General features: G+C 65.7%; 19 protein-coding genes. 14 read left to right on the forward strand and 5 right to left on the reverse strand.

Annotation, left to right across the window (positions count from 1 at the left end):
- Nucleotides 1-10: 10 nt before the first annotated feature.
- Complete coding sequence (gene hpaR / locus V8U06_RS18175; RefSeq protein ID WP_427141863.1) at nucleotides 11-514, reverse strand: homoprotocatechuate degradation operon regulator HpaR; 504 nt, start codon at nucleotides 512-514, stop codon at nucleotides 11-13.
- A gap of 133 nt (nucleotides 515-647) precedes the next feature.
- Between hpaR and V8U06_RS18180 the strand changes: the two genes are divergently transcribed.
- From V8U06_RS18180 to V8U06_RS18215, 8 genes are all read left to right on the forward strand, one after another.
- On the forward strand, nucleotides 648-1,361 hold the full coding sequence (locus V8U06_RS18180) for a fumarylacetoacetate hydrolase family protein (protein ID WP_427141864.1): 714 nt from the start codon (nucleotides 648-650) through the stop codon (nucleotides 1,359-1,361).
- A gap of 135 nt (nucleotides 1,362-1,496) precedes the next feature.
- Nucleotides 1,497-3,164: an amidohydrolase gene (locus V8U06_RS18185; protein WP_427141865.1), complete on the forward strand. Its 1,668-nt coding sequence runs from the start codon at nucleotides 1,497-1,499 to the stop codon at nucleotides 3,162-3,164.
- Between the two features lie 363 nt (nucleotides 3,165-3,527).
- Nucleotides 3,528-4,628 carry an ABC transporter ATP-binding protein gene (locus V8U06_RS18190; protein WP_427141866.1) on the forward strand — a complete coding sequence of 367 codons (1,101 nt, stop codon included), beginning with the start codon at nucleotides 3,528-3,530 and terminating at the stop codon, nucleotides 4,626-4,628.
- A gap of 4 nt (nucleotides 4,629-4,632) precedes the next feature.
- Nucleotides 4,633-5,580, forward strand: a complete 948-nt coding sequence (locus tag V8U06_RS18195) for an ABC transporter permease (protein ID WP_427141867.1) — start codon at nucleotides 4,633-4,635, stop codon at nucleotides 5,578-5,580.
- Complete coding sequence (locus V8U06_RS18200) at nucleotides 5,573-6,382, forward strand: ABC transporter permease (protein ID WP_427141868.1); 810 nt, start codon at nucleotides 5,573-5,575, stop codon at nucleotides 6,380-6,382. The genes V8U06_RS18195 and V8U06_RS18200 overlap by 8 nt, the downstream gene beginning before the upstream one ends.
- An 18-nt stretch (nucleotides 6,383-6,400) precedes the next feature.
- A complete protein-coding gene (locus tag V8U06_RS18205; protein ID WP_427141869.1) occupies nucleotides 6,401-7,438 on the forward strand; it encodes an extracellular solute-binding protein in 1,038 nt (345 codons plus the stop codon).
- Nucleotides 7,439-7,542: 104 nt separating this feature from the next.
- Entirely contained in the window at nucleotides 7,543-8,973 is a 1,431-nt protein-coding gene (locus tag V8U06_RS18210) for an amidase (RefSeq protein ID WP_427141870.1), read from the forward strand.
- A gap of 128 nt (nucleotides 8,974-9,101) precedes the next feature.
- Nucleotides 9,102-9,539 (forward strand): pseudoazurin, encoded by a 438-nt coding sequence (locus V8U06_RS18215; protein ID WP_427141926.1) that lies wholly within the window; start codon nucleotides 9,102-9,104, stop codon nucleotides 9,537-9,539.
- A gap of 94 nt (nucleotides 9,540-9,633) precedes the next feature.
- On the opposite strand, the gene V8U06_RS18220 is transcribed toward V8U06_RS18215, so the two are convergent.
- Entirely contained in the window at nucleotides 9,634-10,557 is a 924-nt protein-coding gene (locus V8U06_RS18220; RefSeq protein WP_427141871.1) for a cation diffusion facilitator family transporter, read from the reverse strand.
- Nucleotides 10,558-10,786: 229 nt separating this feature from the next.
- Here V8U06_RS18220 and V8U06_RS18225 point away from each other — a divergent pair, with 229 nt between their 5' ends.
- Nucleotides 10,787-11,377, forward strand: a complete 591-nt coding sequence (locus V8U06_RS18225) for an ankyrin repeat domain-containing protein (protein WP_427141927.1) — start codon at nucleotides 10,787-10,789, stop codon at nucleotides 11,375-11,377.
- A 44-nt stretch (nucleotides 11,378-11,421) separates the two neighbouring features.
- Complete coding sequence (locus V8U06_RS18230; protein WP_427141872.1) at nucleotides 11,422-12,258, forward strand: bifunctional allantoicase/(S)-ureidoglycine aminohydrolase; 837 nt, start codon at nucleotides 11,422-11,424, stop codon at nucleotides 12,256-12,258.
- A 173-nt stretch (nucleotides 12,259-12,431) separates the two neighbouring features.
- On the opposite strand, the gene V8U06_RS18235 is transcribed toward V8U06_RS18230, so the two are convergent.
- Nucleotides 12,432-13,619, reverse strand: a complete 1,188-nt coding sequence (locus tag V8U06_RS18235) for a cyanate transporter (protein ID WP_427141873.1) — start codon at nucleotides 13,617-13,619, stop codon at nucleotides 12,432-12,434.
- Between the two features lie 137 nt (nucleotides 13,620-13,756).
- On the opposite strand from V8U06_RS18235, the gene V8U06_RS18240 reads away from it, so the two are divergent.
- Nucleotides 13,757-14,605, forward strand: coding sequence for a LysR family transcriptional regulator (locus tag V8U06_RS18240; protein WP_427141874.1), 849 nt, complete (start codon nucleotides 13,757-13,759; stop codon nucleotides 14,603-14,605).
- Here the strand turns inward: V8U06_RS18240 and V8U06_RS18245 are convergent.
- Both V8U06_RS18245 and V8U06_RS18250 read right to left on the reverse strand, forming a co-directional pair.
- A complete protein-coding gene (locus V8U06_RS18245; RefSeq protein WP_427141875.1) occupies nucleotides 14,602-16,113 on the reverse strand; it encodes a malonate--CoA ligase in 1,512 nt (503 codons plus the stop codon). The two genes, V8U06_RS18240 and V8U06_RS18245, sit on opposite strands and share 4 nt — an antisense overlap.
- Nucleotides 16,114-16,179: 66 nt before the next feature.
- On the reverse strand, nucleotides 16,180-16,962 hold the full coding sequence (locus V8U06_RS18250; protein WP_427141876.1) for an SDR family oxidoreductase: 783 nt from the start codon (nucleotides 16,960-16,962) through the stop codon (nucleotides 16,180-16,182).
- A 101-nt stretch (nucleotides 16,963-17,063) separates the two neighbouring features.
- Between V8U06_RS18250 and V8U06_RS18255 the strand changes: the two genes are divergently transcribed.
- Genes V8U06_RS18255 through V8U06_RS18265 form a run of 3 tightly spaced genes read left to right on the forward strand, consistent with a single transcriptional unit; the run spans nucleotide 17,064 to nucleotide 17,987 of the window.
- A complete protein-coding gene (locus V8U06_RS18255; RefSeq protein WP_427141877.1) occupies nucleotides 17,064-17,291 on the forward strand; it encodes a hypothetical protein in 228 nt (75 codons plus the stop codon).
- A gap of 13 nt (nucleotides 17,292-17,304) precedes the next feature.
- Nucleotides 17,305-17,697 (forward strand): CBS domain-containing protein, encoded by a 393-nt coding sequence (locus V8U06_RS18260; RefSeq protein ID WP_427141878.1) that lies wholly within the window; start codon nucleotides 17,305-17,307, stop codon nucleotides 17,695-17,697.
- A gap of 2 nt (nucleotides 17,698-17,699) precedes the next feature.
- Entirely contained in the window at nucleotides 17,700-17,987 is a 288-nt protein-coding gene (locus tag V8U06_RS18265; RefSeq protein ID WP_427141928.1) for a DUF982 domain-containing protein, read from the forward strand.
- Nucleotides 17,988-17,994 lie beyond the last annotated feature (7 nt).

A 17,994-nucleotide genomic window follows, 5' to 3' on the forward strand; every position in this document is an offset into this window, starting at 1 on the left:
CTCTTGCCGCCTATTCCTCGCCGCCCGGCTTGCCTTCGAGCTTGAGGGTGGCGAGGTCTTCCAGCATGTCGAGAAGCTCTTCCACGCGCCCCGCGCCGAAACGGGCGTCGATCTCCGCATAGACGCGGCGCGAATCCGGCATCACCTCCTCGATGACCGCCTGCCCCGCCGGCGCCAGCCGCAGCAGCACGCGCCGCCCGTCGGCCTTGTCCTTGTGCCGGGAGATGAGACCGCGTTCCTCCAGCGAGCGCAGCATGCGCGTCAGGCTCGGCGCGAGAATGAAGGCCTTTTCCGCGACTTCCGACGCATCCAGCATGCCGGCCTCGGCCAGCACGCGCAACACGCGCCATTGCTGCTCCGTCACGTCGTGATCGGCAAGGATCGGCCGGAAATGGCTCATCACCGCTTCACGCGCCTTGAGCAGGCCGATGGCCAGCGAGCGCCGGCGTTCACGCTGCGGCTTGTCCTTCGTTTCGTCGGAGATCGTCATGTCGGGAGAGGCACCGTTCGTCATCCTGCCTCTATCCGCGATTTTCGGGCCTTGCGCAATCGAAAGACAGTATAGCGCAAGACGAACGGATCGATTGTGGCCCTTCGGCATGCTAGCCTCCACCGGCAAATCACGCCCGTCGAAAGTGCATCCCGCCATGACATCCGAAAACGCCGCTTCCGGCCGAGACTATATCTTCGCCCCCGCCCCGGTTCCCACCCTGCCGATCACGGGGACGACCGCGCTCTTTCCGGTACATCGCATCTATTGCGTCGGTCGCAACTTCGCCGACCATGCCATCGAGATGGGCCATGACCCGGACAAGGAACCGCCCTTCTTCTTCCAGAAGAATCCGGACACACTGGTCCCGCCGGAAGACGGCTTTCCCTATCCCTCGGCCAGCAGCGACGTGCACCACGAGGTCGAACTGGTGGTGGCGCTGAAGAGCGGCGGCAGCGATATTCCCCTCGAAAACGCGCTCGACTGCGTCTACGGCTATGCCATCGGCCTCGACATGACCCGCCGCGACCTGCAGGCGGAAGCCAAGAAACACGGCCGCCCCTGGGAAATCGCCAAGGCGTTCGAACACTCCGCGCCCTGCGGGCCGATCCACCCGGCATCGCAGATCGGCCATCCCCGCGAGGGCGCGATCCGCCTCGCCGTCAACGGAGCGGCCCGCCAGGATGGCGACCTCAACCAGATGATCTGGAAGGTGCCGGAAATGATTTCCTATCTTTCCCGCTTCTTCACGCTGGCCCCGGGCGACGTGATCTTCGCCGGTACGCCCGCCGGCGTCGGCGCGGTGGAAAGGGGCGACGTGATGCGCGCCCGTATCGACGGGCTCGGCGAGATCGCCGTCACGGTCCTCTGACCCTCCGCCGGCCAATCCTTCCGGCCGGCACCTATCCCTTTGGCGTATTCCGTCCCCTCCCGGCCTACGCCAAAGGTCGTGAACGATCGTTCGATGATCGATGGACGTCCGGGGGAGCAAGAGGAGGAGACCTGCATGCCCTTACCCGCTGACCTTATTGTCATCAATGCGCGCATCCTGACCATGGATGATGCCAATCCGCGGGCCGAGGCCATTGCGCTCTCGGGCGGACGGATCGCCGCCGTCGGCGCGCGAGACGATATTCTCGCCCTCAAGGGGGCCGAAACCCGTATCGTCGATGCCGGCGGCGCCTCCGTGCTGCCCGGCTTCATCGAAAGCCATATCCACATGTTCGGCGGCGCCGAAGAGCTGGGCCACCTCCAGCTTGCCGGCATCGAAGGCTTCGAGGCGCTGAAGGCGAGCCTTTCGGCCCATGCCGCCGCCCATCCGGACGAGCCGCTTTTGGTCGGCAACGGCGCCGGCTACACGATCATCTCCGAAGACGAGCCGCTGACGCGTCACCATATCGACCGCATCGTGGCCGACCGCCCGGTCGCGCTTGTCGGTGCAGACCATCATACCTGCTGGGCCAACACCAGGGCGCTGGAAATGGCCGGAATCCTCCACGGCAAGACCGTGAATCCCGGCAACGAGGTGGTGATGGGGACGGACGGTCTGGCGACCGGCGAGCTCCGGGAAACCGAGGCCATGTCGCCGGTGCTTCACCTCGGTGGGCCGAACCGCTCCCATCTTGGCATCGAGACCGGCGGCGAGCCGGACCCCGCGCCGACCGCGGCGGAATGGGAAGCCGACAAGACGATCATGCGCCGCGGCCTCGCCCATGCCGCCAAACACGGCATCACTTCGTTCCACAACATGGACGGCAACCTTTACCAGCTCCAACTGATGAAGGCGCTGGAGGAGGACGGCACGATCACCGTGCGCGGCCAGGTGCCCTATCACTTCAAGAAGCCAATGACGCTCGCCGACCTCGAAAAGGCGAGCGAGATGAACCGCCGCTACAACAGCGAATGGGTCTCCTCCGGCATGGTCAAGGTCTTCATGGACGGCGTGCTGGAATCCGGCACCGCCTTCCTCGTCGAACCCTATGCGGACCGGCCGGACTGGCTCGGCGAACCCTATTTCAGCAATGAGGAATTCGCCGAACTCGCCACCGAGATCGATCGTCGCGGCCTGCAGATCGCCGTGCACGCCATCGGTGACGGCGCCGTTCGGCGCGTGCTGAACGGCTACGAGGCCGCGCAGAAGGCGAACGGCGTGCGCGACAGCCGCCACCGCGTCGAACATGTCGAGCTCATCACCGAAGAGGACATGCCGCGTTTCGCCGAACTCGGCGTCATCGCCTCCATGCAGCCGCCGCATCCGCCGGGCGGCATGTGCTTCCCGCTCGAGCCGACGATCTCGCGAATCGGCGAAAAGCGCCGCTACCTCGCCTATGCCTGGCGGCGGATCAAGGAAACGGGCGCCGCCCTCGCCTTCTCGTCCGACTGGCCGGTCTCGCCGATCGATCCGATCGCCGGCATCCATGCCGCCGTGACGCGCAAGCCCTGGGAAGACGGCGACCCGGATCATTCGGTCAGCCTGCTTGACGCCATCGCCGCCTACACGATCGGCAGCGCCTATGCGGAGTTCGCCGAAGACCGCAAGGGCATGCTGAAACCCGGCTATTTCGGCGACCTCGTCATCCTCGATGACGATATCGAGGCCGTGGAGCCCGAGCGCATCCGTGACATGCGCCCGAGGATGACGGTCTGCGGCGGCCGGGTGACCTACGAGGCCTGAGCCTTTCCAGAGGAAATCAGGGCCTGCCGCGACCGCGGCGGGCACCGAAAGCAACAGACGGCAGGGCCATCGCGACAAAGGCGCGCCGGCTGGGGAAGCCTCCAATTGACAGATTTGCATTGCAGTGATATTTCACTGTGATATCAAATTCCGGTTTGTGATACCTTCCCAAGGAAATGGCCGACGGTGACACGGCGCAGGGAAGCGGCAGCGCCGGAGAGATCCTTCGCGGGGAGCGAAGGAATCCGAGGGCTCATCGGGAAAACAGAAGGAATCGATGCCGGCACCGGCTGCCGTGGGCTCGAACCGAACGCATTTGACAGGAATTGCCGCCAGTGCGGCTCAACGGGAGGATGATCGATCGTGACGGATCGAACGCATAAGAGTGCCATTGAAGTCCGTGATGTGAGCAAGGTGTTCGGAGCGGGAGACAACCCGTTCAGGGCGCTCGACCATGTGAGCGTCGATATCAGGGAGAACGAGTTCTTCACGCTGCTCGGTCCGTCGGGCTGTGGCAAGACGACGTTGCTGCGCATGATCGCCGGCTTCACCTATCCGACGGACGGCCAGATCCGGCTCTACGGCGAGGACATCGCGGCGCTGCCGCCGTATCGGCGTCCCGTCAACACGGTCTTCCAGAGCTATGCCCTCTTTCCGCACATGACGGTCGGCGAGAACATCGCCTTCGGCCTGGAAATGCTCGATCGCCCCAAGACCGAGATCGCCAGGCGCGTCGAGGAGATGCTGGCGCTCGTCAAGATGGGCCACCTGAAGGACCGCAAGACGGCGCAGATCTCCGGCGGCCAGCAGCAGCGCGTGGCGCTTGCCCGCGCGCTTGCCCCGCAGCCGAAGGTGTTGCTGCTCGACGAACCGCTGTCGGCCCTCGACTACAAGCTGCGCAAGGACATGCAGATCGAGCTGAAGCGCCTGCAGACCGAGACCGGCATCACCTTCATCTTCGTTACCCACGACCAGGAAGAAGCCCTCACCATGTCGGACCGCATCGCGGTCATGTCGGCGGGCAAGATCCTTCAGGTCGGTGGCCCGCGCGACATCTACGACCGCCCGGCCGAACGCTTCGTCGCCGAGTTCATCGGCGAGACCAATTTCCTGACGGCCGACGTCACCTCCGTTTCCGCCGACAAGGCGGAGGTCGTGCTGCCCGGCGGCGCCCGCGTCTCGGCCCGCCTGCCCGAGGGCTTTGCACCCGCCGGCAAGGTCACGGTCGTCACGCGGCCGGAACATGCCGCCATCGTCGCCAGTCCCGAGGGCGCACATCTGCGCGGCACACTGGCGAGCATCGTCTATGTCGGCACGGACACCCATTTCCATGTCGCGCTCGATGGCGGCGAGCGCTTCTGCGTGCGCCGTCAGAACAGCCTGGAACAGGGCGCGGCCTTCGCCGAGGGCGATACGGTCGGCGTCGTGCTCGAGACGGGCGCAGCGCAGGTGCTGAGGGACTGAGCCCATGAGCACCGTGACAAGCCCCATCCCAAGCACCGCAAGCGAAGCCGCGCGCCGGGTCGAGGCGCAGGATATCCGCAACCGCTGGCTCCTCTCGGCGCCCGCCCTTCTCATCATCGCGCTGGCGGCCATCGGGCCGCTCGCCATCGTGCTCGTCTATTCCTTCCTGATGCCCGGCAACTATGGCGACGTCGTCTGGACCTTCTCGCCAGACGCCTGGATCTCGGTGCTCTTCGAGAAGGACATCTTCGACGGCACCTGGTCGATCGCCGATGCGCATCTGTCGATCTTCTGGCGCTCCGTCTGGCTGTCGATCCTCACCACCGTCACGACGCTGCTGCTCGGCTTCCCGACCGCCTATTTCATCGCCACGCGTCCCGAGCGCACCCGCGAGATCTGGCTGTTCCTCATCACCATTCCCTTCTGGACGAACCTGCTCATCCGCACCTTCGCCATCCAGGAGCTGATCCGCAACGAGGGCATGGTCAACACGCTGCTGATGAAGCTCGGCCTCATTTCCGCGCCGATCCAGATGATGTACACCGACTTCGCCATTCTCCTGGGCATGACCTATGTCTTCTTCCCGCTGATGGTGCTGCCGCTCTATGCGAGCCTGGAAAAGCTCGACTTCCGTCTCGTCGAGGCCGGCTACGATCTCTATGCCAGCCGCTGGCGCGTGCTGAAGCGCATCATTCTGCCGCTGGTGAAGCCCGGCCTCATCGCCGGCTCCATCCTCGTCTTCATCCCCTCGCTCGGCTCCTACGTCACCCCGCGCATGCTGGGCGGCGGCAGCAAGATGATGCTCGGCAACCTGATCGAGCTGCAGTTCGGCCAGGGCCGCAACTGGCCGCTCGGCGCCTCGCTCTCCATGGCGCTGCTTGCCATCGTCATGGTCGCGCTCATGGTCCAGGTCCGCTTCGCCGGCCGTCAGGGAGGACAAACCCATGGCTAATCCCACCGAAGCCTTCGACGTGCGCCGCCAGGCGGGTTTTCCCACCGTCGCGGTGCTCTGCTTCTTCCTGCTTTACCTGCCGATCGCCGCGCTCGTCGTCTTCGCCTTCAACGCGGGCATGTCGATCGCCACCTGGGAAGGCACGTCGCTGCGCTGGTTCGCGGCGGCCTGGAACAACGACAAGGTGGTGGAAGCCTCGCTTCGCTCCATCCAGATCGCCGCGGCGGCCGCCGTCATCGCGACGGTCGTCGCCACCATGGCCGCCATCGCCACGACCCGCACCCGGCAGTATCGCGGCCTCAATGCGAAATACGCCTTCATCAACATGCCGCTGATGGTGCCGGAAATCGTCGTCGCCGTGGCGCTGCTGATCTTCTTCTCGCGCATCAAGATGGCGACGGGTTATTCCGGCCTCGGTTATCTCATCGCCGCGCACACCGCCTTCTGCATTCCCTTCGCCTATCTGCCGATCCGGGCGCGGCTGGAGACCATGGACCTGTCGCTGGAAACGGCTGCCGCCGACCTCTATGCGACGCCCTTCAAGGCCTTCCGCCGGGTGACGCTGCCGCTGCTGTGGCCCGGCATCCTCGCCGGCCTGATGCTCGGCTTCGTCATCTCGCTGGACGACGTCGTCATCACGGAATTCGTCAAGTCGGGCGGGCAGGACACGCTGCCGACCTATATGCTGGGCCAGCTTCGCCGCACCGTGACGCCGGAAATGAACGCGATCTCGACGGTCTTTCTCGTCCTCTCCGTCGCCATCGTCACCCTCTTCTTCTTCATCAGCCGAAAGAAGGACTAACCCATGGGAGGAAACAACATGAAACGCCTGCTCGCAACAGCCACGGCCACCTTCGGCCTCGCGCTCCTGAGCTCCACCGCCGCCTTCGCCGCCGGCGAGCTCAACATCTTCAACTGGGGCAACTACACCAATCCGGACCTCATCAAGAAGTTCGAGACGGAGTATGACGTCAAGGTCACCGTCACCGACTACGACTCGAACGACACGGCGCTGGCAAAGGTCCGCCAGGGCGGCCACGGCTTCGACATGGTCGTGCCCTCCGCCAACGTGCTGAAGGTCTGGATCGACGAGGGCCTGCTTCTGGAAGCCCGTCCCGACCAGATGGAGAACTTCAAGAACGTCGACGAACGCTGGGTGGACGTGGCCTTCGATCCGGGCCGCCACTACACGGTTCCGTGGCAGTGGGGCACGACGGGCGTCGCCGTCAACACCACCGTCTACAAGGGCGACCCGAACAGCTCGGCCATCTTCCTCGATCCGCCGCCGGAGCTGGTGAACAAGATCAACGTCGTGCCTGAAATGTCCGACGTCATGTTCCTCGCCATCCGCTATGTCGGCGGCGAACCCTGCACGAACGATCTCGCCGTGCTGAAGAAGGCGCGCGACGCTCTCGTGGCCGCCAAGCCGAAGTGGCTGTCGGTCGACTACGGCACGATCGAGGCGCTGGCGAAGGGCGACTTTGCCGCCGGCATCGAATGGAACGGTGCCGCCTTCCGCGCCCGACTGCAGAACCCGAACATCGTCTATGGCTATCCGAAGGAAGGCTATCCGGTCTGGATGGACAACCTCGCCATCATCAAGGACGCAAAGAACGTCGACAATGCGAAGCTCTTCATGAACTTCGTCATGGCCCCGGAAAACGCCGCCCTGATCTCCGCCTTCGCCCGCTACGGCAACGGCATCAAGGGCTCGGAAGCCTTCATGCCCGAAGACATGAAGAACGCGCCGGAGGTCAACATTCCCGAAGCGTCCAAGGCAGCCGGCTCGTTCAACCTCGCCTGCTCGCCGGAAGTCCAGCAGCTCTATACCAAGATCTGGACCGACCTGATGAAGTAAGCGGGCGGAACCGGTCTCGGGGCGCGCCTTTCGACCGGCGCGCCCTTGCCGCCCGCGCTCAAAACCCTTTCAATGCCCTCTCCTTTCTCAAGCAGGTCCGTCCCATGAACCTCGCCGAATATGCCCGTCACGACGCCACCAGCCTTGCCGGGCTCGTCCGGCGCGGCGAGGTGACGCCCGCCGAACTTGCCGCCCTGGCGCGCCAGGCCTTCGAGAAGGTCGATCCGGCGATCAACGCCGTGGTCGAATTCTATGCGGATGCCGAAAGCCTGCCCGGCCCCATGGACGGCGCCTTTGCCGGCGTGCCCTTCCTGCGCAAGGATATCGGCGCGACGGAGGAAGGCCGCCTGCAGGAATGCGGCAGCCGCCTGCTCAAGGGCAATATGGGCACCTGCGACGCCTACTATACGACACGCGCCAAGGCCGCGGGCCTGCGTTTCGTCGGCCGAAGCGCGGTGCCGGAACTGGCCTTCGCCGGCTTCACCGAAACCATCCTCGAAGGCATTACCCGCAATCCCTGGAACCTCGAGGCGTCGGCCGGCGGTTCCTCGGGCGGCGCGGCGGCGGCGGTCGCCGCCGGCATCGTGCCCATCGCACATGCCTCGGACGGCGGCGGTTCGATCCGCATCCCGGCCGGCTGGTGCGGCCTCGTCGGCCTCAATCCTTCGCGCGGCCGCGTGTCCGGCGGTCCGAGCGGACAGGATTCCCTCTTCGGCCTCGCTCGCGAATTCGTCGTCTGCCGCACGGTGCGCGACATGGCCGCCGCGCTCGACGTTTTCTCCGGTCCGGAACCGGGCGATCCCTTCATCATTCGTCAGCCCGAACGCCCCTATCTCGAGGAATTGCAGCGCCCGACCGGCACGCTGCGCGTCGGCCTTGCCCGCGCCGCCTGGGGCAGCGTGCCGATTGCCGCGGACGTGCTGGCCGCGCTCGACGAGACGGCCGCCCTGCTGACGGCCATGGGCCACACGGTCGAGGAAATGACCGCCCCCGCCGATCCGCAGGACATCATGACCGGCGTGATGGGCGGCTTCAATCTCGGCCTTGCCGAACTGCCGGCGCTGGCCGCCGCGCTCGGCCGCCCGCTCGACGAGACGACGCTGGAGCCGGTCATCCTGAAGCTGATGCACCAGACGCTCGCCATGACGCCGGCCGCGATCGTCAATATCTTCGAAACCCTGCGCAAGATCCGCCACGACGTGGCGCTGGCGACCGCCGGCTACGACATCCTGCTGACCCCGACGACGCCGGTGACCGCGCCGGAGCATGGCCGCTTCGCCACGACCCGGCCGGACCTCACCGCCGCGGGCTTCTCGGAGGGCGACACGACGCTCTTCACCTTCCTCGGCACGTTCAACGCCACCGGCCAGCCCTCCATCAGCCTGCCGCTCGGCCTCGATCGCAACCGCATGCCGATCGGCCTGCAGATCGTCGGCCGCTTCGCCGACGAAGCGACGCTGGTGCGCGTGGCGCGCGATCTGGAAGAGGCGCGGCCGTGGAGCGACATGATCCCGCCGGTGCATGTCACGACATAACCTGCGACAGGACGCCACGCGCCATCGCGGTGTTGTTTGATCAATGTCAAAGAAGGACACCCTGTGCGGGCCTACTCCTTGCGCATGAACGATTGACGTTCGTCAGAAGGAGAATTCCAGTGCGTACCATGGCAAAGAGCATCGTCGGCGCGGCAGCGGTCATTCTGGCCCTCGCGCTTCCGGCGGCGGCGGCGGATTTCGAAGTGCACATGCTGAACAAGGGGGCTGAAGGCGCCATGGTGTTCGAGCCGGCCTTCGTGAAGGTCGCCCCCGGCGACACTGTTACCTTCATCCCCACGGACAAGGGCCACAATGTCGAGACGATCAAGGGCATGATCCCGGAAGGCGCCGAAGCCTTCAAGAGCAAGATGAACGAGACCTACAAGGTCACTTTCGACAAGCCGGGCGCCTATGGCGTCAAGTGCACGCCGCATGTCGGCATGGGCATGGTCGGCTTCGTGAGCGTCGGCGACGCGCCGACCAATCTCGATGCGGTCAAGACCGGCAAGCTGCCGAAGAAGGCACGCGAGCGCATGGACGCCGCCATCGCGGCAGCCGGCCTCTGATCGTCCTTACAGGGGCGGGGCAGGAACCCGGAGTGGCTGACGCCGCTCCGGGTTTTCTTTTGCGCCTGTCAGTTGCTCCTGTCAGCTACGCTTGTCAGTCCGCCCAGTCCGGATCGGTGGTGAAGGCGATGGTGAGCCAGCGATCCGGTCCCTCGTCGCCGATGGCGTTGCCGACCTCGTCGCGGATGTCGTCCCATTCCTGCAGCTTCTTCGCCGGGAAATCTTCCGGCACGATGAAGAAGAGCTCGATCTGCCGGCCGCGGCCGACGCGGGCGACATAGGCGCGATAGGACAGGAAACCGTGCCGCTCGACGATGGTTTTCGCGACCGTATCGACGTGGTGCTTCAGGTCCCCCGGCGTGACGAGCAGGATATCGGCCAGCGCCTGGCGGATCGTGCCGGCCGGAATGGGGATGATGACAAGGCAGACCAGCGCCAGCGCGACCGGGTCGATATAGGGCGACAGCCATGCATGGGCGGTGCCCTGGATGAGCGAACCGACGACGAAGGCGACGAGCAGGGCGCTCGTCAGGCCAGCGGACATCATCCATGCCTTGGCGTCGAGCGCCACGAAATCTGACTGGATCGTGCGGTTCGCCCGGGTGCCGATGATCGCCATGGTGACCGTCACCGCGAGCGTCACCACGGCATAGATGATCGCTTGGCCGAAATCGAGCGGCCGGCCGCCCTCCATGATGCTGCCGACAGCGTTGATCAGGGCATAGATCGCGGCGCCCGTCAGGAGGATGCCGTTGAGGCCGAGCACCATCGGCTCCAGATGCCAGAAGCCCATGGTGAAATGCTTGACGAGCCGCCCCTTGCCGCCACCGCTGGCGGAGGAGGCAATGAGGTTCGACACCAGCAGCGCGACCACCGTCATCGCCGCATCCGTCATGGCATAGACGCCATCGAAGACGATGGCGAAGGAGCCCGAGAGAATGCCGAACAGGATGCCGACGCCGGCCAGCAGGATGGTGACGGCGATGGAGACGCGCAGCAGTCCCTGTTCCGTTTTCATGGGCCGGTCCTTTCACCGATCGAGGGTGTCCCAGCTTATAGCCGGGGCGCCGTACGAATTCCATCTTCTGAATGATACGGATTTACACATTTAATTTTCTAATGGCGCGGCCACCTGTTAATTTCACGCCCACAGACCCACAGGATAGCACATGCTGAAATTTGCCCTGCTTTCGACTTGGCTCTTTCTGACAGCCCTCTGCTCTCCCCTTCTTGCCGCCGGTAACGCCATGGACCTTCAACTGCACAAGGCGGCTGCCGCCGGCGACGCCGCGACCGTCAAGACATTGCTTGCCAGGGGCGCCGATATCGACGCGCGCGACGGCAGCGGCGCGACCGCGCTGCTGGTGGCCACGCATGCCAACAAGGTGGAGGCCGCCCGGGTGCTGATCGAGGCCGGGGCGGACGTCAATGCCAAGGACAATATCGAGGACAGCCCCTATCTCTATGCCGGCGCCCGCGGGCATCTGGACATCCTCAGGCTGACGCTCGCCCACGGCGCCGACCTCAAGAGCATCAACCGCTACGGCGGCACGTCCCTCATCCCGGCCTCCGAACGCGGCCATGTCGAGACGGTGGACACGCTGATCAAGGCGGGCGTCGCGGTCGACCACGTCAACCGGCTCGGCTGGACCGCCCTGCTGGAGGCGATCATCCTCGGCAATGGCGGCGCGCGCCACCAGCAGATCGTCGGCCTCCTGATCAAGGCCGGCGCGGACGTGAACCTCGCCGACAATGACGGCGTGACGCCGCTGCAGCATGCCCGCGGCCGCGGCTATGACGAAATCGCAACCCTGCTGGAAAAAGCAGGGGCGAAGTGACGCAAGACAATACCGGAAACACTCAACGCAAAGGGTCTCAGACGATGCAACGCAGCTACTATTCCTCCCTCGGCGGCCATCCGCCGCAGAGCGACCTCCTGACGGGCCGCGCCGTCTTCACCGAGGCCTATGCGGTGATCCCCAAGGGCGTGATGCAGGACATCGTCACCAGCTTCCTGCCCTTCTGGGACAATACGCGCGTCTGGGTCATCGCCCGCCCGCTCTCGGGCTTCTCCGAGACCTTCTCGCAATACATCATGGAAATCGCGCCGGGCGGCGGCAGCGACCGGCCGGAACTGGACCCGGAAGCCGAAGGCGTTCTCTTCGTCGTCGACGGCGAAGTGGAACTGACGCTGCCGACCGGCAAGCACACGCTCACCTCGGGCGGCTACGCCTTCCTGCCGCCGGGCCTGAAGTGGTCGCTGCGCAACCGCTCGGGCGCCCATGCCCGCTTCCACTGGATCCGCAAGGCCTATGAGGCCGTCGACGGCCTGCCGCATCCCGAGCCCCTGATCCTCAACGAGAAGGACATCACCCCGGCCGCCATGCCCGACACGAACGGCGGCTGGGCGACGACCCGCTTCGTCGATCCGAACGACCTGCGCCACGACATGCACGTCACCATCGTCACGCTGATGCCCGGCGCCGTCATCCCCTTCGCCGAAACCCACGTCATGGAACACGGCCTCTACGTGCTGCAGGGCAAGGCCGTCTATCGCCTCAACCAGGACTGGGTCGAAGTGGAAGCCGGCGACTTCATGTGGCTGCGCGCCTTCTGCCCGCAGGCCTGCTATGCCGGCGGCCCCGGCCCGTTCCGCTACCTGCTCTACAAGGACGTCAACCGTCATATGAACCTGAAGCCCTTCGGCGGCCGTCGCTAGGCGATTTCAGTCGTTCCAAAGGAAACCCGCGCTCAAGGCGCGGGTTTTTCGTTTCGGCCGAGGATCCGTGTCCTGGAGCACGTCAGGTTCGGATTGAACCAGACATGCTCTAAATTCTTTTGTTTTCGTTTGTCTTCTCGGGAAAACCGGTTCGCACTTTTCCCCGACGAACTCTAACTAAAGGACGGCATTGCCGCCGGATAGGTGCGCGGATCGAAGCGAAGATAGAGCAGCGCGGTCACGAGAACGCAGACGAAGTGCAGCATCCAGCCGGCGGAGAAACCGCCCGTCCAGTCATGCAGCAGCGCCGTCGCATAGGGGCCAATGGCCGCGATGAGGAAGCCGCCGCCCTGCATCAGCGCGGCAAGCGCGCCAGCCTGCTCCGGCCGCGGCAGGTGGTCGAGCGCGGTGACGATGGCAAGCGCGAAGCTGCCGCCGAGGCCGGCGCCACACAGCCCCGCCCAGACGGCCGGGGCAAGATCGGGAAAACGGGCAAGGCCGAAGAAGCCGATGGCCTGGAAGACGATCGTCAGCCAGAGCCAGCGACGGCGGTCGACATTGCCGCGCGCCAGAAAAGGCAGACCGAGCGCGGCGGAGGCCTGACAGGCGGCCATCACGGCGACGAGGCCGCTGCTGTCGGCGCTCGTCCAGCCATGCGCCTGATAGTAGGGCGCAAGCCAGGCGATCATCGAGCTGTAGCCGGCATTGACCAGGCCGAAGGCCGCCATCAGCACCCAGGTGCGCGGGCGCCGCAGCAACTGGCGGGTCAGCGTGCCGTCCGGCTTGTTCGACTGCACGTCGGAAAGGATGCGCCAGGCGGCGGCAAGTGCCAGCGCCACCGGCAAGGCGAGCCACGCAAGCGCCGCCCGCCAGTTGTAGCCGGCATGCAGAAGCACCGGCATCAACCGCGCCCCGAAAGCCCCGCCGGCCATGATGACGGCCGAGTAGAGGCCCGTGACGACGGGCACGCTGGTCGGGAACCTGGCCTTGATGATGCCGGGAAAGGCGGCCTGGATGAAGGCGACCCCGAGGCCGCAGAGCGCCGCCGTCGCGATCAGCGTCATGCCGTCATAGGCAAAGAGGCGAAGCGCCGAACCGGCAAGCAAGATTGCAAGCGCAATCAGCAGGCCGCGCCGCGCGCCGATCTTCACCTGCAGGCCGGGCGCCACGAAGGCGCCGACCCCCATCAGGAACATCGGCAGGAGCGTGAGCATGGCGATGCCGCCATAGCCGAGGCCGGTATCCGCGCCGATCTCGGCGAGGATGGGCGCTGGGGCGGCGATAAAGGGCCGAAGGTTGAGGCCGACCAGGACGACCAGTGCAAGCATGGCCCAATCGCGGCCGGGACGCGTATCCGTCATCGTCTGTCTTTCGTGCTGAAATGCGCATTCGGGCGGGCAAACCCGCCCGCGATCATGTCCTATCGCTACCACCGGGTTGAATCATGCGCAAATTAGATGTTTAGATAGCCACTATTCCTGATTTCGATGGAGATGCCATGCTCGATCCGCGCCTGCTCCGGGCCTTCGTGGCGATCGCCGACGCCGGCAGCTTCACCGCCGCCGCCGACCGCCTGCACATGACCCAGTCGACCATGAGCCAGCAGATCGCGCGGCTCGAGGAAACCATCGGCCGGGAGCTGGTCGACCGCGCCGCCCGGCCGGTGCGCCTGACGGTGACGGGCGAGCGCCTGCTCGGCCACGCCCGGCGCATCCTCGCCTTGCAGAGCGAGGCGCTGACGCTGGTGGCGGAGACCTCGGGCACCACGTCGGTGCGGATCGGCATGCCGGACGATATCGCGACGCCCGAAATGGCCCGCGCCTTCGCCGCCTTCACCCGGCGCCACAAGGAAGCCCGCCTCGATGTCACGACGGGCCTGCGCTCGGACCTCACGCGACGCTACCGGTCCGGCGAACTCGATATCGTGGTGATGAAGGAGGATGCCCCGAGCGAGGATAGCTGGGCGAGCTTCGAGGAGCCGATCGCCTGGTTCGCCGCGCCGGATACGGCAAAGGACCTGCCCGACCCGGTGCCGCTCGTCACCTTCCCGCCCGGCGGGCTTTACCGGGACGCGATGTTCGAACGGCTGGAGCGCGAGCGGCGGCGCTGGTACATCGCCTTCACCTCGGCGAGCCTGCGCAACGTGCTGATGGCCGTCGAAGCCGGCCTCGGGCTGTCGCTGCTGCCGGTCGACGCCGCCAAGGGCTGGCGGATCGAACCGCTCTCCGATTTCGCCGTCGAGCCGCCCGTCTTCGCCTCGCTCTATTCCTGGGAGCGAGGCGGCATCGTCGGCGAACTCGCCAACGAAGTGCTCGACATCCTCAAGCGGCATTTCGCCCGCATCTAGTCCTTGTAGAGATCCGCATAGGTTTCGCGCAGCACGTTCTTCTGCACCTTGCCCATGGTGTTGCGCGGCAGGTCGTCGACGAAGAGCACGCGCTTGGGCTGCTTGTAACGTGCCAGCCGGTCCTTCAGCGCCGCCAGGACACCGGCCTCATCGAGCGCCGCCCCACTCCTGATGACGACGACCGCGGTCACGCCCTCGCCGAAATCCGGATGAGGCACGCCGATGACGGCACTCTCGACGACACCGGGCATGGCGTCGATCTCGGTTTCGACTTCCTTGGGATAGATGTTGTAGCCGCCCGATATCACGAGGTCCTTGCCACGCCCGACGATATGCACGTAGCCGCGCGCGTCGATCTTTCCGAGATCGCCCGTAATGAAGAAGCCGTCGAGCCGGAACTCCGCGGCGGTCTTGGCCGGCATCTTCCAATAGCCCTTGAAGACGTTCGGGCCCTTCACCTCGATCATGCCCGTCTCGCCGTCCGGAAGCGTCTTGCCGGTCTCCGGATCGGTGACGCGCAGCGAAACGCCGGGCAGCGGGAAGCCTACCGTGCCGGCCACGCGGTCGCCGTCATAGGGATTGGAGGTGTTCATGTTGGTCTCGGTCATGCCGTAGCGCTCGAGAATGGCGTGGCCGGTCTTTTCCGAAAAGGCGCGGTGCGTTTCGGCAAGCAGCGGCGCCGAACCGGACACGAAGAGCCGCATGCCGGCCGTCGCTTCCCGCGTCAGGCCGGCATGCTGCACCAGCCGCACGTAGAAGGTCGGCACGCCCATCATCACGGTGCTGCTCGCCATCAGCCGCAACGCCTCGTCGGCATCGAACTTCGGCAGGAAATACATCGAGGCGCCCGACAGCAGCGTGACGTTCGAGGCGACGAACAGGCCATGCGTGTGGAAGATCGGCAGCGCGTGGATCAGCCGGTCGGCGCTGGTGAAGCGCCAATGGTCGCGCAGCGCCAGTGCGTTGGAGAGGAGGTTGTCATGCGTCAGCATCGCTCCCTTGGAGCGCCCGGTCGTGCCCGACGTATAGAGGATCGCGGCAAGATCGTCCGGTCCGCGCTCGACATCGGCGAAATCGTCCGTTTCCTCGCCGGCCAGCTGGAGAAGACTGCCGCCGCCCGTCGCATCCAGCGTCTCGACCGTGCCGCGGTGATATCTCGTCACGCTCTCGACGCTGTCGCGGGTTTTGGGATCGACGACGACCAAATGGGGCGTGGCGTCGCCGATGAAATATTCCAGTTCGGCCAGCGTATAGGCCGTGTTGAGCGGCAGGTAGACCGCGCCCACCCGAAGGCAGGCCAGATAGAGCATCAGCGCCTCGGGGCTCTTTTCCGCCTGCACGGCCACCCGGTCGCCCGGCGTGACACCAAGCCGCTTGAGCGCGCCCGCCAGCCGGCCGGAAAAGGCGAGCATGTCGCCATAGGTCCAGCGCCGCCCCTCGGCCGTCTCGATGAAGATCGCATCCGGCGACGCTGCGGCGCGGATCGCGTCGAATAGATGGTTGGCCATGGGATCTCCTCTTCCGTCTGACCGCACCTTGTCACACCGCCGGGCCGGGACGCCAGAGGAAAGACATCACCGCAGCAGGCCCTGCCCCCCGTCGATCCACAGGGGAATGCCGGTCACATGCCGGGCCTTGGAAGATGCGAGGAAAAGGATGGCGTCGGCAACGTCGTCGGCCGTCCCCGGCTTGCCGTGCGAGACGGGGATATCGCCCTCGGGCCATGTCACGGGAATGCCGGCCTTTTCCGCGCCGCGCTGTTCGGTGTTGTCGTCGATGTCGGTCGCGATCGCGCCGGGGCAGACGGCGTTGACGCGAATGCCGGCCTTGCCGAGTTCCAGCGCCAGCTGCTGCACCATCGCCACCTGCGCCGCCTTCGTCGCGGCATAGGCCGTTGCTCCGGGCGTGGTGAAGGTGCGCGTCCCGTTGATCGAGGAAACCACGACGACGGCACCACGCTCGACCTTGCGCAGATACGGCACCGTCAGATGGAGGGTGAGATAGGTGCCGCGCAGATTGACGGCAATGGTCTCATCCCATTCGGCGGGCGTCAGATCGTCGATCGGCGCCCAGACGCCGTTGATGCCGGCATTGGCGACGACGACGTCGATACCGCCGAAGGCGTCCGCCAGTGCCTCCACGGCGCCGCGCATCGCCGCCTCGTCCGCGACGTCGGCGATCAGGGCAAGAGCGCTGCCGCCGAGGATGCGGATTTCTGCCGTCACGGCCTCCACCTCCTCACCGGTCCGGCCGAGCACGCCGACGCTCGCGCCGTAACGCGCAAAGGCCAGCGCGGTTGCCCTGCCTATCCCGGATCCCGCACCCGTCACGAGGGCGACCTTCTCTGCAAACAGCATGGGCAACTCCAATCGTTTCGGCTGAAAGGAAATGCTCGGACAGCGTCCGGGTTCCCGGATTTCTTGGGAACCATGCAGAGGGGCTGGCGTTAGACACAAGGATGAAGCCCATTCCCGAGGAGTTCCCCGTGCGCCAGAAGAAGAAGCCGCTTGCCCGCAAACCTGTGTCCACGCCGCAGGGCGATCAGGCCCGCAAGCGCCGCAACGCCTGGGAGCCGCAGGTGATCGTTCCCCATCAGGTCGATCTTCCGCTGATCCAGCCCGAAAAGGACGAAGTCGTCGTGCCGGCCATGCCCAATGGCCGAAGCCTCGTCAACGGGCGTTTTTGAGGAGGCGGCCGCGATGCGCGTGAAGGACGTCATGTCCGCCCAGATCGTCACAGTCTCTCCCAACGACACCGCGCAGTCGGCCGCGCGCTTGATGCTCGAAGCCGAGGTGGGGGCGCTGCCCGTCGAAGTGCCGGGGGTCGGCGCCATCGTCGGCATCATCACGGACCGCGATATCGTGGTGTCAGTCCTGGGGCGCGGACTTTCCACCTCCACGGCCATAGCCGAGTTCATGACCGTGTCACCGGAAGTGTGCCATGAAGAGGACGAGACCACGGATGTCGCGGCCCGCATGCGCAGGCTCGGCGTGCGCCGTCTCGTCGTGGCGGGCAAAAACCGGCGTGTCGTCGGCATCGTCAGCCTCGTCGACCTTCCGGTGGAAAAGCAGGCGGAGGCAGGTCAGCGATGACGATCTTTGCGACCGACCGTCTCTGGGACGAGGCCGTGGTGCTGGAAGGGCCGCGGCAGGTGCTGCGGGTACAGAGCACGCGCGATGCGCTGCTCTGCCTCAAGAACCATTGGCCGCTCACCGACGGCGCCGCGGCGCTGGCGGCAAAGGCCGCCTGCGAACAGGGCCTGACAGGCGACGACGATCCCGGCCTTGCCCGCCGGGCCTTTATCGAAGCGGCGGAGGAAGCCGGCTTCCGGGTGAATTCATGGACGGCGGAAGCAAAAAGAAACGAACCGCCGTCACTCTGAAAGGGAC

Source organism: Shinella sp. G-2 (assembly GCF_050172695.1).
Classification (GTDB): domain Bacteria; phylum Pseudomonadota; class Alphaproteobacteria; order Rhizobiales; family Rhizobiaceae; genus Shinella.

Excerpts from the sequence above, each read along its gene's own strand:
- V8U06_RS18220 (WP_427141871.1), bottom strand. The coding sequence starts at position 10,557 with ATGAAAACGGAACAGGGACTGCTGCGCGTCTCCATCGCCGTCACCATC.
- hpaR (WP_427141863.1), bottom strand. The coding sequence starts at position 514 with ATGACGAACGGTGCCTCTCCCGACATGACGATCTCCGACGAAACGAAG.
- V8U06_RS18250 (WP_427141876.1), bottom strand. The coding sequence starts at position 16,962 with ATGCTGTTTGCAGAGAAGGTCGCCCTCGTGACGGGTGCGGGATCCGGG.
- V8U06_RS18225 (WP_427141927.1), top strand. The coding sequence starts at position 10,787 with ATGGACCTTCAACTGCACAAGGCGGCTGCCGCCGGCGACGCCGCGACC.
- V8U06_RS18230 (WP_427141872.1), top strand. The coding sequence starts at position 11,422 with ATGCAACGCAGCTACTATTCCTCCCTCGGCGGCCATCCGCCGCAGAGC.
- V8U06_RS18195 (WP_427141867.1), top strand. The coding sequence starts at position 4,633 with ATGAGCACCGTGACAAGCCCCATCCCAAGCACCGCAAGCGAAGCCGCG.
- V8U06_RS18205 (WP_427141869.1), top strand. The coding sequence starts at position 6,401 with ATGAAACGCCTGCTCGCAACAGCCACGGCCACCTTCGGCCTCGCGCTC.
- V8U06_RS18260 (WP_427141878.1), top strand. The coding sequence starts at position 17,305 with ATGCGCGTGAAGGACGTCATGTCCGCCCAGATCGTCACAGTCTCTCCC.
- V8U06_RS18240 (WP_427141874.1), top strand. The coding sequence starts at position 13,757 with ATGCTCGATCCGCGCCTGCTCCGGGCCTTCGTGGCGATCGCCGACGCC.
- V8U06_RS18185 (WP_427141865.1), top strand. The coding sequence starts at position 1,497 with ATGCCCTTACCCGCTGACCTTATTGTCATCAATGCGCGCATCCTGACC.
- V8U06_RS18210 (WP_427141870.1), top strand. The coding sequence starts at position 7,543 with ATGAACCTCGCCGAATATGCCCGTCACGACGCCACCAGCCTTGCCGGG.
- V8U06_RS18180 (WP_427141864.1), top strand. The coding sequence starts at position 648 with ATGACATCCGAAAACGCCGCTTCCGGCCGAGACTATATCTTCGCCCCC.
- V8U06_RS18215 (WP_427141926.1), top strand. The coding sequence starts at position 9,102 with ATGGCAAAGAGCATCGTCGGCGCGGCAGCGGTCATTCTGGCCCTCGCG.
- V8U06_RS18255 (WP_427141877.1), top strand. The coding sequence starts at position 17,064 with ATGAAGCCCATTCCCGAGGAGTTCCCCGTGCGCCAGAAGAAGAAGCCG.
- V8U06_RS18235 (WP_427141873.1), bottom strand. The coding sequence starts at position 13,619 with ATGACGGATACGCGTCCCGGCCGCGATTGGGCCATGCTTGCACTGGTC.
- V8U06_RS18245 (WP_427141875.1), bottom strand. The coding sequence starts at position 16,113 with ATGGCCAACCATCTATTCGACGCGATCCGCGCCGCAGCGTCGCCGGAT.
- V8U06_RS18200 (WP_427141868.1), top strand. The coding sequence starts at position 5,573 with ATGGCTAATCCCACCGAAGCCTTCGACGTGCGCCGCCAGGCGGGTTTT.